The 13985-nt window shown below is 51.2% G+C and carries 13 protein-coding genes; 6 read left to right on the top strand and 7 right to left on the bottom strand.

What is annotated here, in order from left to right:
• Nucleotide 1: 1 nt before the first annotated feature.
• The 5 genes from BZG14_RS02230 to yacG all read left to right on the top strand — a co-directional run bounded on the left by BZG14_RS02230 (nt 2) and on the right by yacG (nt 3739).
• On the top strand, nt 2–1216 hold the full coding sequence (locus BZG14_RS02230) for a type II secretion system F family protein (protein WP_077607864.1): 1215 nt from the start codon (nt 2–4) through the stop codon (nt 1214–1216).
• 64 nt (nt 1217–1280) lie between these two features.
• Nucleotides 1281–2150, top strand: coding sequence for a prepilin peptidase (locus BZG14_RS02225; protein WP_077607863.1), 870 nt, complete (start codon nt 1281–1283; stop codon nt 2148–2150).
• Nucleotides 2150–2764, top strand: coding sequence for a dephospho-CoA kinase (gene coaE, locus BZG14_RS02220; RefSeq protein WP_077607862.1), 615 nt, complete (start codon nt 2150–2152; stop codon nt 2762–2764). The genes BZG14_RS02225 and coaE overlap by 1 nt, the downstream gene beginning before the upstream one ends.
• A 23-nt stretch (nt 2765–2787) precedes the next feature.
• Nucleotides 2788–3528, top strand: coding sequence for a cell division protein ZapD (zapD, locus tag BZG14_RS02215; RefSeq protein ID WP_077456479.1), 741 nt, complete (start codon nt 2788–2790; stop codon nt 3526–3528).
• Between the two features lie 10 nt (nt 3529–3538).
• Entirely contained in the window at nt 3539–3739 is a 201-nt protein-coding gene (gene yacG, locus BZG14_RS02210) for a DNA gyrase inhibitor YacG (protein WP_069363361.1), read from the top strand.
• Nucleotides 3740–3781: 42 nt separating this feature from the next.
• Here the strand turns inward: yacG and mutT are convergent, their stop codons facing one another.
• Nucleotides 3782–4177 (bottom strand): 8-oxo-dGTP diphosphatase MutT, encoded by a 396-nt coding sequence (gene mutT, locus BZG14_RS02205; RefSeq protein WP_069363360.1) that lies wholly within the window; start codon nt 4175–4177, stop codon nt 3782–3784.
• A gap of 62 nt (nt 4178–4239) precedes the next feature.
• Nucleotides 4240–6972 (bottom strand): preprotein translocase subunit SecA, encoded by a 2733-nt coding sequence (gene secA / locus BZG14_RS02200; RefSeq protein WP_077607861.1) that lies wholly within the window; start codon nt 6970–6972, stop codon nt 4240–4242.
• Nucleotides 6973–7456: 484 nt separating this feature from the next.
• Here secA and BZG14_RS02195 point away from each other — a divergent pair, with 484 nt between their 5' ends.
• A complete protein-coding gene (locus BZG14_RS02195) occupies nt 7457–7915 on the top strand; it encodes a DUF721 domain-containing protein (RefSeq protein ID WP_069363358.1) in 459 nt (152 codons plus the stop codon).
• Nucleotides 7916–8020: 105 nt separating this feature from the next.
• Here BZG14_RS02195 and lpxC read toward each other — a convergent pair whose 3' ends face one another.
• The 5 genes from lpxC to murC form a co-directional block, all read right to left on the bottom strand.
• The gene (gene lpxC, locus BZG14_RS02190; protein WP_069363357.1) at nt 8021–8938 is read right to left on the bottom strand and encodes a UDP-3-O-acyl-N-acetylglucosamine deacetylase; all 918 of its coding nucleotides are present in this window, start codon (nt 8936–8938) and stop codon (nt 8021–8023) included.
• A gap of 117 nt (nt 8939–9055) precedes the next feature.
• Complete coding sequence (gene ftsZ / locus BZG14_RS02185; protein ID WP_046073972.1) at nt 9056–10231, bottom strand: cell division protein FtsZ; 1176 nt, start codon at nt 10229–10231, stop codon at nt 9056–9058.
• A 33-nt stretch (nt 10232–10264) separates the two neighbouring features.
• Nucleotides 10265–11521: a cell division protein FtsA gene (gene ftsA, locus BZG14_RS02180; protein ID WP_077607860.1), complete on the bottom strand. Its 1257-nt coding sequence runs from the start codon at nt 11519–11521 to the stop codon at nt 10265–10267.
• Between the two features lie 11 nt (nt 11522–11532).
• Nucleotides 11533–12309 (bottom strand): cell division protein FtsQ/DivIB, encoded by a 777-nt coding sequence (locus BZG14_RS02175; RefSeq protein WP_077484242.1) that lies wholly within the window; start codon nt 12307–12309, stop codon nt 11533–11535.
• Nucleotides 12310–12526: 217 nt separating this feature from the next.
• Nucleotides 12527–13984: a UDP-N-acetylmuramate--L-alanine ligase gene (murC, locus tag BZG14_RS02170; protein ID WP_077607859.1), complete on the bottom strand. Its 1458-nt coding sequence runs from the start codon at nt 13982–13984 to the stop codon at nt 12527–12529.
• Nucleotide 13985: the final 1 nt, after the last annotated feature.

Here is a 13985-nt window from a genome sequence, read left to right as displayed (position 1 = left end):
CATGGCCAAATCCACCCTGTTTATCTTTCATTGGCGTCAAGCCGCTGCCCGTGGTGAAAAAAAAGGGCAGGTGTTCGCCTACACAGAGCGAGACGCACGCCAAGAGCTAGCGAACCAATCTATCGTCCCCAGCCGCCTCATACGCCGCCGGCTATCGAGCTTTCAGCAGCGTCGTCATAAAGCCAAGGCAGCGGATATCACCCAGTTTTCACGTGATCTCACCACCTTGCTTGAGTCTGGGATCCCTATCGTACAAGCCCTGAACCTCATGGCGCTCAATCAAGTCAAAGCCGAAATGCGCTTGCTGGTGCGTCATATTCGCCAACAACTGGAGGCGGGAACCAATTTGAGTGAGGCGCTAGCGCACGCGAGCCCCTTGTTTGATCGCTTTTATTGCGATTTGGTCGCAACGGGTGAGCAAACCGGGCAACTGCCGGAGATTTWTGCTCGCTTAACCCTATACCGTGAAAAGCAGGCGTTACTTCGCAGTAAAGTCATCAAAGCCATGATTTATCCCAGCATCGTGGTCAGCGTGGCCTTGGGCGTCAGTGCCTATCTGCTGGTGTTCGTGATCCCGAAGTTTAAACGTATTTTTGATTCCTTCGGGGCCGATTTGCCTTGGCTGACCCAACAAGTGCTCGCCTTATCCGACATCGTGAGCCAGCACGCATTGACCATCACGCTGGTCGTGGCGGGTCTTGCCGCCGCGCACCAGTTGCTACAGCGTAAAAACGCGACCTACCAATATCACTATCATCGCTGGCTACTCCGGCTGCCCGTCATTGGTGAAGTGGTGAGCAAAGCCTGCATCGCCAAGTTTTCTCGCACCCTAGCCACCACGTTTAGTGCCGGTATTCCGTTACTCTCTGGCTTACAAGCCGCGGCGAAATCCATGACCAACGCGTATTATGTCCACGCACTCAAGGCGGTGTATCAGCACACGGCCACTGGTATTCCGCTTTATCAAGCCTTGCGTGACAGTAACAGCTTCCCCGTGATGGTGACGCAAATGGTGATGATTGGCGAAGAGTCGGGGTCGCTCGATAATATGCTCAACCGCATCGCACAAATCTATGAAGCCGAAGTCGACAACACCGTAGACAACCTCGGTAAAATCATCGAGCCCCTGTTAATTTTAGTACTCGGGCTATTGATTGGCGGCTTAGTGGTGGCCATGTACTTACCCATTTTCAATCTGATGTCTGTTCTTGGCTAGCCAAGATAGAGTCTGACACCGCAAGGCGCTATGATGCGCACAAGGTTAATGCCCAGAAGGTCCCATGTTGATATTCTCATCACCGTTATTCATTTTTTTTGCTGGCTTATTTGGCCTGATTATCGGTAGCTTTTTAAATGTGGTCATCGCACGCGTGCCCATTATGATGGAACGCCGTTGGCGTCAAGAATGCTTGGCGACGTTTCCCGATGCTGACATTGACGCGCCTGATGCGCGGCGCTTTGATTTGTGTTTTCCCGCCTCACACTGCCCAAAGTGCCAGCAGCCGATTGCGTGGTACGATAATATTCCTTTGCTCAGTTGGCTGATGTTAAAAGGCCGCTGCCGTCAGTGTGGCACGGCGATCAGTCCACGCTACCCACTGGTCGAGGTCACCAGTGCTATTGTCTGTGTGTTACCGGCATGGCTTATTTCCTCACCGGCATGGGCCATCGCGGTGATGGCGGCCAGTCTCACCTTGCTGGCGCTGACCCTCATTGATTGGGAAACCCTGTTGCTGCCCGACCAACTCACCTTACCCTTAATGTGGGCCGGAATCGGCCTCGCTCTCTGCGGCATCAGTCCTATCACCCTCAGTGAAAGTGTCATTGGTGCTATGGTCGGTTATGTCAGCCTTTGGAGCCTCTTTTGGGCCTTTAAACTTACCACTGGCAAAGAAGGCATGGGCTATGGTGATTTTAAACTGTTTGCGGCACTGGGCGCTTGGGTCAGTTGGCAAGCTTTGCCGCTACTGATTTTATTCGCCTCACTCAGTGGCGCTATCGTTGGGGGATTATTGCTTCGCCAACAACAAAAGAGCCTGCAGCACGCGTTTGCCTTTGGCCCCTTTATTGCCGTCGCAGGTTGGCTAAGTCTGCTTTGGGGCGATAGCCTGTTACACTGGTATCTTTCACACATTCTAGGAGTGCGCTAATGACCGTTGTGGTCGGGTTAACCGGAGGGATTGGCAGTGGTAAAACCACGGTTGCCAATCGTTTTGCCGCCAAGGGCATTGATATCATTGATGCTGATGTGATCGCTCGTGAGGCGGTTGCGCCCGGTAGTGACGGTCTGGCCGCGATTGTCGCGCGTTTTGGCACACCAGCATTAAATCCAGATGGCAGCCTAGATCGTGCCTGGCTTCGTGAGCGGGTGTTTAGTCATCCAGACGACAAGCAATGGCTCGATAACCTGCTTCACCCCATGATCCGCCAACGCATGATCCAAGCCTGTGCGCAGGCCAGTTCAGCGTATTGTTTGCTTGTGGTGCCCTTGTTAGTAGAGAATAACCTAACGTCATTGGCGCAACGAGTGTTGGTCGTCGATGTGGACGAGCAAACACAAATCGCGCGCACGCTCGCCCGTGACCACGTGAGTGAACAACAAGTTCACGCGATTTTGACCGCACAAGCCAGTCGCTCACAACGCCTCGCCGTCGCCGATGATGTGATCGATAATACGCAAACCGAAGCGGAACTTGATCGACAAGTTGATGCCTTACATCACACGTATTTAACCTTGGCAACCCAGGCAAACGCCGACCCATAGTCGGACAGGACAGCTAAACGCTTATGACCAGCCTCACTTTGTATGAACACCCACTCAATGAACAGGTGCGAATTTACTTGCGCCTGGAGTACCTGCTCTCTCAACTGGACGAAGTGAGCGGGCTTTCCGCACCCTGTCATCATATTCAATTTTTCCGCAGCCTGTTTGATCTACTGGAGATTTTAGATCAAGTGCAAGTAAAAGCGGATCTCGCCAAGGATTTGGACAAACTCAAGAAAAAACTCAAAGCCTGGACTGATGTGCCCCAGGTTGATCAGGCACAGCTCAACCAGTTGCTCGATCAACTCGCCGCGCACCAGCGCGCGGTATTACAGGCCAAACGCTTCGGCCAAGCGTTAAAAGAAGACCGTTTTTTAACCAGTATTAAGCAGCGCTTTTCGATTCCAGGGGGGAGCTGTAGCTTTGATCTCCCCAATTTCCACTACTGGCTCCATCAACCACTGGCCGCACGGCAAAGTGCGATTCAGACCTGGATGGAAACCCTGGCACCATTACGTCACGCTTTGGCGTTCTGGCTGCAACTCACACGTGAAAGCGCACATGGCGGTACCGCGACGATTCAACAAGGTTTCTACCAACAAGAAGCGGATGGCGCCTGCTTAATTCGGCTTAAGATATCCCCTGATCTCGGGGTTTATCCGTTAGTATCTGGGCATAAAAACCGCTTCGCGATCCGCTTTATGCCATTTGACGACGATCACGAGGTCGCCGACAATATGTCTGTTCATATCAGTGTTTGTTAAGGAGATCCACGTGAGTGATGCCCCTACCGTTGTCAAATGTCCAACATGCCAACAGCCTGTGGTTTGGGGAGAAGTTAGCCCGCATCGTCCATTTTGCAGCAAACGCTGTCAGTTGATTGATTTGGGCGAATGGGCCAGTGAAGAAAAAGCCATCCCCGGGGCCCCTGACCTTTCGGATGATGACCTCTGGTCAGAAGGGCAGCACGAGTAAACGTCCTGCCCTATTCCCTGTTCTACGATGTTTTTCTCGCGCTCAGAATCGAGCGCGAATTTTTTCTAATACCGCATCGTTGGCGTCGGGAAACGGATAATGATCCAATTCGGCAATCGGTGCCCAAACGCCCTCTTGTCCTTCACAGCCTTGGGGCTCGCCCTCAAAGTCAGAGACCAAGAAAAAATCCAAACTTAATGCTTTGTCGGGAAAGTCAAAGTCTAACGATATAAAGGGGCTGACCGCTTTTGCCGTAATCCCAACTTCTTCGTTTAACTCTCGCAGCAATGCGCGTTGCGGGGTTTCACTCCCTTCAATTTTTCCGCCCGGAAATTCCCACTTTCCCCCTTGATGGGCGTGAGCATGACGGCGAGTGATAAAGACTTTGTCTTGTGTCGGATTAACAATAATGCCAGCGGCAATACTTACCCGTTTCATAGTCTCTCCTGATAATAAAAAAAGGCCGATAAACGGCCTTTTTGATAACGCATGGTCAGGGCTTAGATTCTACCGTGACATTGCTTAAATTTCTTCCCTGATCCACAAGGACAAGGCTCATTACGGCCGACTTTACGTCCATCGCGCACCACGGTCTCGTTACCGCTACCACTCTGTTCGGCGCTGTCGCTATCGTCAAACTGATTATCAGCTTGCGCATGGTTAACTTGCTGCTTTTGCGCGGCCTGCTCAGCACGGGCTTTGCGCTCAGCTTCCATACGCTCAACGTCGTCCGGCTGTTGTACGCGGACACGGCTGAGCGTTGTCACCACATCGGTTTTTAGCGCTTCCAGCATGCCCTCAAACAGCTCAAACGATTCGCGCTTGTACTCTTGTTTTGGGTTCTTTTGTGCGTAGCCACGTAAGTGAATACCTTGACGGAGATGATCCATCGCCGCGAGGTGCTCTTTCCAAAGCGTATCCAAGGTTTGCAGCATCACCGCTTTTTCAAAGTTACGCAGGGTTTCTGCCCCTACCGCCTCTTCTTTGCCTTTATAAACCTCGATCAAGGCCGTCAGAATGCGCTCGCGCAGTAACTCTTCATACAGCTTGTCGTCCTCATCCAGCCATTGCTGAATCGGTAATTCGAGATCAAAGTCCGCTTTAAGCCGTTTTTCCAGCCCTGGCACATCCCACATTTCTTCCAGCGACTGAGGCGGAATGTATTGGTTAACAATGTTATTAACCACATCCTCGCGGTTGTGCTCGATCATTTCGCTGATATCTTCAGAAACTAGGAGCGCATCACGTAGCTCGTACACCACTTTACGCTGATCGTTGGCAACATCATCAAATTCAAGCAGTTGCTTACGAATGTCAAAGTTACGCCCTTCCACTTTGCGCTGCGCGTTTTCAATGGCTTTGTTGACCCAGGGGTGCTCAATGGCTTCGCCTTCCGCCATCCCTAATCGTTTCATCATGTTAGAGACTTTTTCTGAGGCGAAGATCCGCATCAAAGAATCTTCCATCGACAAATAAAAGCGGGTTGAACCTGGATCACCTTGACGACCGGCACGACCCCGTAGCTGGTTATCAATACGACGGGATTCATGACGCTCAGTACCAATGATATGCAGACCACCCGCTTCAACGACCTGGTCATGAAGCTGCTGCCATTTCTCTTTTGCCGCTTCTACTTGCGCTTCCGTCGGGTCTTCGACATCACCCAGCACTTGTTTCCAGCTGCCACCCAGCACAATGTCAGTACCGCGACCGGCCATATTGGTGGCGATTGTCACCGTGCCTGGGTAACCGGCTTGCTCAACAATATCCGCTTCATGGGCATGGAATTTAGCGTTAAGCACCTGGTGCTTGATGCCGTCTTTTTGCAGTGCACTGGACAGTAATTCAGATTTTTCAATCGATACCGTTCCGACCAATACCGGTTGGCCGGCTTCGGCGCGCGTTTTGATGTCTTCAGCAATCGCGGCAAACTTTTCTTTTTCGGTCATGTAGACCTGATCGGCGTGATCTTTACGCACCATTGGCCGGTTAGTCGGGATAACCACGGTGTCTAGGCCATAGATAGACTGAAACTCAAACGCCTCGGTGTCCGCGGTTCCGGTCATGCCTGAGAGCTTGTCATACAAACGGAAGAAGTTTTGGAAGGTGATCGAGGCCAGTGTTTGGTTCTCGTTTTGAATTTTCACCCCTTCTTTGGCTTCCACCGCCTGGTGTAAACCTTCCGACCAACGACGTCCCGGCATGGTGCGTCCGGTGTGCTCGTCCACGATGATCACTTCATCGTCTTTGACAATGTAGTCAACGTCGCGCTCAAACAAGACGTGGGCGCGTAATGCGGCATTAATATGATGGATCAGGCTGATATTCGCCGGTGAGTACAAGGTATCGCCGTCTTCCATCAAGCCGTTTTTCTTGAGCAAGTCTTCAACGAATTCTTGACCATTTTCGGTCATGTACACTTGCTTGGCTTTTTCATCAACCGTGAAGTGGCCATCACCTTGATAGTCTTCGGTATCTTCTTGCTCTTGCTGTTTCAAGCTTGGGATCAAGGCATTGATACGCTGATACATCTCAGAGCTGTCTTCCGCTGGCCCAGAAATAATCAGTGGCGTACGTGCCTCATCAATGAGGATCGAGTCAACCTCATCGACAATCGAAAAATAGCGATCGCGTTGCACACGATCTTCTGCGCGAAACGCCATGTTGTCACGCAAATAGTCAAAGCCGAACTCATTGTTGGTACCGTAAAGTACATCACACGCGTAAGCGGCTTTTTTCGCCTCCGGCGGCATGTTGGGGACATTGACGCCCACCGTCATTCCTAAAAACTCAAACAACGGACGGTTGGTTTCGGCATCACGTTCCGCCAAATAATCATTCACCGTCACGATGTGAACCGCCTTTCCGGTCAAGGCGTTCAAATAAGAAGGTAGCGTCGCGGTCAGGGTTTTACCTTCACCGGTGCGCATTTCCGCAATCTGACCATTGTGGAGCACGATACCGCCAACCATTTGCACGTCAAAGTGGCGCAGGCCAAATACACGCTTAGAGGCTTCTCGTACAGTGGCAAAGGCTTCAGGAAGGAGATCATCAAGCTCGGCACCTTGATCAAGGCGCTTGCGGAATTCAACGGTTTTCGCTCTCAGCACATCATCATTCAATGCTTCAAAATGGGGTTCGAGTTTGTTGATTTCATCAACAACTTTTCTCAGCCGACGCAAGGTGCGGTCATTACGGCTTCCGATAACTTTAGTCAGGACTTTCGATAACATGGCGTTGCCGGTACTCTTTTTAATGGTTTTCCCACATGGGCGGCCGCTACACTGCCTCTATGCTGGCGTGTTTCAGTTCAAACGCGGGTTGGCTTAAGCTCATCGATTCAACACAAGATGCCAAAACGCATCTACCTTAAGTGGAGCCAAATCGGACAGAATTCAAGGGCGATGACGCCACTTCACAACGATTTCCACGTGACTGAATGTAAATGTGGTAGATGGCACGGAAAAAATACGCCACCATCGCCTTACCCATGCGACACTTACCTGTGAATAGTTTTTTCACTCTCTGGTGATCACCTCAGGACATACCGGTATATCAACGCGGTAGGCTACATGCCGAGGTGGAGCATCTATGATAAGGTAAATTACTTTCACATCCTATGACAAATCCAATACTCAAGGGATCAATTAGCGAAAATTAGACGCTGTGCGCCCGTTCAGGCGCCGAATTGATGACAAAAAAGGCAGTTATTGCGCGATGAGAGACCACCGTCCCCGCTCTACCCTCCATCTTTTGGAGAGCGACCCCAATAATATTGCTCAGCGAGCGGTTGAGCTTGCCAAGCTAAACAAGCTGATCTTAGCCTTGTTACCCGGTGAGACATCAAAAGCCTGTCGCGTCGCCAATTATCGTGATGGCGTATTGGTGGTAGAAGCAGGCAGTGCCGCCTGGGCGATGCGACTGAACTACGAGCGACAGCATTTATTGTCGGTATTGCGTAACAAAGGCTTGGCAAGCCTTACCACCATTGAAGTGAAGATTAACCCAGCCCTCGCCGCTGCCGACCGAGAAGACAAAGAGGCAGCGCCGCCCCGCCACCTTAGCCAAGCCTCGGGTGAATTACTGCGTGCGCTGGGTGAAGGCGCTTCGCCCAAGCTAAAAGCACGGTTCGAGGCGTTGGCTAAACTCGCCGAGGATCAAAAAAAGCCAGAGTGAGCTCTGGCTTTCTATCTATCAATCTCTGGGTATTAGCGGTTTATTCTGCCTCAGTATGGTGCATTGCGCTGTTACCGTGCAAACGCCTACCGTATCAGACAGGGCTTAGGCCAAGACCATCCCCGGTTCGGCAAATGCCACTGGAGAAGTCTCTGTTTCTTCAAACGTGACCCACTCCCACGCTTCTTGATCGGCCAAGACCGCGCGCAACAGTTTGTTGTTCAGTGCATGGCCCGATTTGTACGCGCGCATCTCACCGAGGATACTGTGGCCACACATGTAAAGGTCACCGATAGCGTCCAACACCTTATGCTTGACCAGTTCGTTGTCAAAGCGCAGGCCTTCTTCATTCAAGATACGATAATCGTCCAGCACGATGGCACAGTCAAAGCTACCGCCCAGACACAAATTTTGTGACTGCAGGTACTCGATGTCACGCATAAAACCGAAGGTACGAGCACGGCTCAAGTCTTTAATAAAAGACTGGCTTGAAAAATCTAGCACCAGGTTTTGTTGCTCAGATTCAATCGCAGGGTGGTCGAATTCGATAGCAAAATCAAGGCGGAAGCCGTTGTATGGCAGCAACTCCGCCCATTTGTCATCGTCTTCAATGCGAACAGGCTTTTTAATGCGAATGAACCGTTTTGGCGTGTTTTGGACGTCGATACCCGCAGACTGCAGCAAAAAGATGAACGGGCTTGAACTGCCATCCATAATTGGAATTTCTGGCGCGTCCACTTCGATAATAATGTTATCGATCCCCATGCCTGCAATCGCTGCACTGAGATGCTCAACGGTTGAGATGCGAACACCCGCGTCATTGACTAAGGCGGTGCACAACATGGTGTCGCGCACATCCTCAGGGTTAGCCGGAAAATCTACCGGTGGCTCCATGTCTGTGCGGCGGTAAATCACACCGGTATTGGCAGGAGCCGGACGCAGAGTAAGCGTAACCTTACGCCCGGAGTGGAGACCCACACCAGTCGTTTGGACCATACTTTTCAATGTTCGCTGTCTAATCATCGGCTTATCTCAACTTTTTCTCAAAAAAGTGTGCTCTGCGTCACTCATTACCCTGTCACCTTAGACAAGGGGAGCGTGATGGTAGCACATCACTGGCTACAAACCAAGCAATTGCGATTAGTCAGCTTGTTTACGCAAAAACGCAGGAATATCGAGATAATCATGCTCGGTCTGCGATTTTGGTGCTGCATTCGAAGACGATGCAGCAGGCTGCTCTTTCGCCGCAGGGTTTGCACTTGCCGCCTGAGGTTTCTCTTGCAAAGGCTGTGCCTTTTTCGGCTCTGCCTGTGCTTGCCCAGACTGTGAGTTGGTCACCAAGGTGATATCTGGCTTACGCTCATTACCAATTCCGGTGGCCACCACAGTCACACGCAGCTCGTCGCTCATCTCTGGGTCCATCGATGTACCGATCACCACAGTCGCATTGTCTGATGCAAACGCTTTGACGGTGTTACCCACAGTCTCGAATTCATCAAGACGCATATCAAAGCCTGCGGTAATATTCACCAGCACACCACGCGCACCAGCTAAGTCGATGTCCTCAAGAAGCGGGCTAGAAATGGCCATTTCTGCTGCCTCTTCCGCGCGATCTTCGCCGGTTGCCACGCCGCTGCCCATCATCGCGTGTCCCATCTCTGACATCACAGTGCGGACATCCGCAAAGTCGACGTTGATGTGACCTGGGCGCGTGATTAACTCGGCGATCCCTTGCACGGCGTTGCGTAGCACGTCGTTTGCTTTGGCAAAGGCATCGAGCAATGTAATCCCACGACCTAGCACTTTAAGCAGTTTTTCGTTCGGGATCGTAATCAGCGAGTCGACATGTTTTGACAGCTCTTCGATACCTTGCTCTGCAAACGCGAGTCGCTTTTTACCCTCAAAGCTGAATGGTTTAGTGACCACAGCAACGGTCAGGATTCCCATTTCTTTCGCGATTTCCGCGATAATGGGGGCTCCGCCGGTTCCTGTACCACCGCCCATTCCGGCTGCGATAAATACCATATCGGCACCTTCGAGCTCAGCTTTAATCGCATCGCGATCTTCAAGGGCAGAATCTCGACCTACTTGTGGGTTTGCCCCCGCACCTAGGCCTTTAGTGATATCACCACCAATTTGAATAACCGTGCCTACGCTGCTTTTACGCAGTGCTTGGGCATCCGTATTAATGCTAATGAAGTCAACCCCTTCGATTGACTCACGCACCATATGTTCAACGGCGTTACCACCGCCACCGCCAATGCCGACGACCTTAATCACCGCATCGTCAGACATTTCCATCATCGGTTCAAACATGAGTTCTCTCCGTCCTTCCTGTTCGCATCAGGGTTAAAATTCTTTCTTAAACCAGCTACTCAGCTTGTTTATCCAGCTAGCCACAGCCCGCTTTTGTTCTGGTTCACTCGTTTCTGTCAGCAAGCTTTCTTTACCGTAGTGTAAAAGCCCAACCGCGGTTGCATAACAAGGTGCTTGCACATAGTCGGTCAATCCGGTGACATTCACCGGTTGTCCCACTCTCACTTGGTTTTGGAAGACGCGCTCTGCGCATTCTACCAAGCCGTGCATTTGTGATGCGCCCCCGGTGAGCACAATTCCCGCTGCCATTTGATGTTTAACACCATCGCTACGCAGCTTTTCTTGGATAGCGACCAGTTTTTGGTTCACCAGTCCTAAAAGCTCTGAGCAACGCGGCTCAATCACCTCTGACAAGGTTTGTCGCTGCAATGTCCTTGATGGGCGTCCTCCCACACTTGGGACATTCACTTTGGCGTCCTTGTTCACCCGCTCACTCAATGCACAGCCATATTTCACTTTAATGTCTTCTGCATCAGCCAGTGGTGTGCCAAAGGCATAGGCAATATCACTGGTAATCACATTGCCCGCATACGGGATCACCTCGGCATGGCGAAGGGCACCGCCTGTCCACACAGCCAGATCCATAGTGCCGCCGCCGATATCGACGACACAGACACCCAACTCTCGCTCATCCGGTGTGATCACGGCATGGCTTGCTGAAAGCCCGGAGAAAATCAGTTGATCAACGCTAAGACCACAACGTTCGACTGCTTTCTCAATATTTTTTGCGGTGTCATTGTGACATGTGATGAGGTGCACACTTGCTTCCATCCTCACCCCGGATAAACCGAGCGGGTTTTTGATCCCTTCTTGATAATCAATTTTGTATTCTTGTGGGATCACATGCAGCACGCGCTGCTCATCACTGATTTTGACCGACTTCGCAGTGTGAATCACATTGTCTATGTCGTCTTGGGTAACATCTTCATCCGATATTGTCCCCATCCCTCTCTCAGTTTGGCAGTGAATATGCTTCCCTGACAAAGAAAGATAGACAGAGCTGATTTGGCAATCTGCCATCATCTCGGCTTCATTCACCGCACGCTGAACAGATTTAACCACAGACTCTAAGTCGTTAACGCCACCTTTATCCATTCCGCGAGAGGGACTACTGCCCACCCCCAGCACATTGATGGTGCCATCTGGCAGCACTTCACTGACCAGGGTAGACACTTTGGACGTCCCTATATCGAGCCCAACTATCAGTGACTTGTCTGTCGTTTTATTCATTCAACCATCTCTTAATTTCGGCGATTCGCGTCGTCTGCCTCTGTTTTCCAGCCTACCGCTGCCCCGGTGTCATAACGTAAATCGACATACGCAATGGCTTTATTTTGTGCCTTTATCCGCGGATATAAATGGACCAGTCGCGCGAGCCTTTCTTGTCGCGCCTTTCGCCCTAACTCAATCCGTACGCCATCTCGTGTCACAATACGCCATGAGCGCCGCTTGTTGAGTGATAACGCCTGAATCGATAAGCCAATTCGCTGTAATTGACGTTCGAGCTCTCGACTCGTGTGCAATACTTCTTCCGAGGTGCCGGTATTACCGTGTAGCGACACCAGCTTTTTATCAGCGACATCTTGCGGGGCACCATTGAACACCGCCCCGTCTGGCGTTAGCAATTTTTGCCCATTCCAAATCGCACTCGCCCGGTATTCGGTGATATGTACCTTTAAGGTATCGGGCCACTGTTTTCTTACCGCGACCTGTTTCACCCACGGGAGCGCCTCAATGTTCGCTTGGATGCGATTCACATCCTGCAGCATAAAGCTTTTTAGCTCGCCGCCTGATAACACCGCTTTGCGCACTTGTGCCGCGGTCACATGTGTCTGGTCACCTTCCATCACCAGCTGCGATAAGGGGAGCTGCTGCTCATCACTCATCCAATCAATCACACGTATCACCCCCAGCAACATCAGAGTGATAACCCCAACCAGGAATGCGAGTGATGCGCCTGTTTGCCGATCCAGTTTTATCACTGTTTGTACGCGTGTCAGGGCATTGACCATGCTCATACCTATCTTATCGCCTTGTGTCGATATGACTTGACACTCACTGCGAAAAAACCGACTGATTATAGCGATCCCGCGTGATGCTCTCCAACCTAGACGTGCACTTTCATCACTAAGTTGAGATCGATTGCGCGCCATTTTCCCACAAAGACGATAAAAACCGATGTTTATTCTGGTAACCACCGATATTGACCGCTCTTTTTATCTCGTCAGCGACGTTTTATTGCGCCATTTTAGCCTTGTCTAGCTGCTTTGCCGCTAAATTTTTTGCTATTTTACCAATATCACCCGCGCCTTGTGTTAAAACCAAGTCATTAGGTTGCAGCACGTTAGCCAGTGCCGAGGGTAAGGCCTCTGCATTAGGCACAAAAATAGGATCTAGCTTACCGCGCGCGCGAATGCTCCGACACAAACTTCTACCATCAGCCCCTGCAATCGGCGTTTCTCCCGCTGAGTACACATCCAACATCAGCAACACATCCACTTTTTCCAACACATTGGCAAAGTCATCATAAAGATCGCGCGTGCGGCTGTAACGGTGTGGCTGAAAAATCATCACTAAACGGTGCTCTTGCCAGCCTGCGCGTGCCGCTTTAATGGTGACGTCCACTTCACTGGGGTGATGTCCATAATCGTCCACCAGCAGGGCGGTCCCCTCATCCACGGCAAACTCACCGAGTTGATCAAAACGCCGCCCTGTGCCAGCAAAATTGGCCAAAGCACGTAAGATTGCGTCATCATCGACACCATCTTCCGTGGCAACCGCAATCGCCGCTGCCGCGTTGAGCGCATTATGTTGGCCGGGTGTATTCAAACGAATGGTTAGCGTTTCCCGATGAGGACGTGTCACTTTAAATACACCACACTGCCCATGCTGTTGGTAATCATGTAAACATATATCGGCATCGTGCGAGAACCCGTAGGTGATCACTTGGCGTCCAATCGACGGGATCAGCTCACGAACGATCGGGTCATCGATACACACCACCGCCACCCCGTAGAACGGCAGATTATGGAGAAAGTCGATAAACGTCTGTTGCAACTTTGCGAAGCTACCACCATAGGTATCCATATGGTCTGCTTCTATGTTGGTGACAATCGCCACCATTGGCTGCAGGTGTAAAAAAGAGGCATCACTTTCATCCGCTTCGGCAATCAAATAACGACTGCTGCCTAACCGCGCATTGGTGCCTGCACTTTTTACCAATCCCCCATTGACGAAGGTGGGATCTAACCCTGCCTCAGAGAAAATTTGTGTGACCATCGCGGTCGTCGTGGTTTTGCCGTGGGTACCGGCAACGGCAATGCCGTGCCGATAGCGCATTAATTCGGCAAGCATTTCTGCCCGACGCACCACAGGAATGCGCGCCGCTTTTGCCGCTTCCACTTCCGGGTTATCCTGTTTAATGGCTGTCGACACCACCACAACACTGGCTTGTTCGACATGGCTCGCTTGATGCCCGATAAAAATCTGCGCCCCCATGGATGCCAATCGCTCTGTGACGATATTCTGTGCAAGATCCGAGCCGGTTATTTGGTAACCTTCATTAATCAGCACTTCAGCAATACCACACATGCCTGCACCGCCGATCCCCACAAAGTGGATCCGCTTAACCCGGCGCATTTCCGGGATCATGGTGCGAATTTTTTCCAGCTGCTGATTATCCAATTTACCCATT

This window comes from Salinivibrio sp. IB282 (assembly GCF_001995685.1).
Lineage (GTDB): Bacteria > Pseudomonadota > Gammaproteobacteria > Enterobacterales > Vibrionaceae > Salinivibrio > Salinivibrio kushneri.
Note: the sequence above shows the minus strand (reverse complement) of the source record. Positions and strands in the feature narration are given on the sequence as shown.

Bases quoted from the DNA above. Each gene is read 5' to 3' on its own strand.
- BZG14_RS02195 (WP_069363358.1), top strand. From the start codon at position 7,457: ATGAGAGACCACCGTCCCCGCTCTACCCTCCATCTTTTGGAGAGCGAC.
- BZG14_RS02175 (WP_077484242.1), bottom strand. From the start codon at position 12,309: ATGAGCATGGTCAATGCCCTGACACGCGTACAAACAGTGATAAAACTG.
- secA (WP_077607861.1), bottom strand. From the start codon at position 6,972: ATGTTATCGAAAGTCCTGACTAAAGTTATCGGAAGCCGTAATGACCGC.
- BZG14_RS02225 (WP_077607863.1), top strand. From the start codon at position 1,281: ATGTTGATATTCTCATCACCGTTATTCATTTTTTTTGCTGGCTTATTT.
- ftsA (WP_077607860.1), bottom strand. From the start codon at position 11,521: ATGAATAAAACGACAGACAAGTCACTGATAGTTGGGCTCGATATAGGG.
- ftsZ (WP_046073972.1), bottom strand. From the start codon at position 10,231: ATGTTTGAACCGATGATGGAAATGTCTGACGATGCGGTGATTAAGGTC.
- zapD (WP_077456479.1), top strand. From the start codon at position 2,788: ATGACCAGCCTCACTTTGTATGAACACCCACTCAATGAACAGGTGCGA.
- mutT (WP_069363360.1), bottom strand. From the start codon at position 4,177: ATGAAACGGGTAAGTATTGCCGCTGGCATTATTGTTAATCCGACACAA.
- lpxC (WP_069363357.1), bottom strand. From the start codon at position 8,938: ATGATTAGACAGCGAACATTGAAAAGTATGGTCCAAACGACTGGTGTG.
- murC (WP_077607859.1), bottom strand. From the start codon at position 13,984: ATGGGTAAATTGGATAATCAGCAGCTGGAAAAAATTCGCACCATGATC.
- coaE (WP_077607862.1), top strand. From the start codon at position 2,150: ATGACCGTTGTGGTCGGGTTAACCGGAGGGATTGGCAGTGGTAAAACC.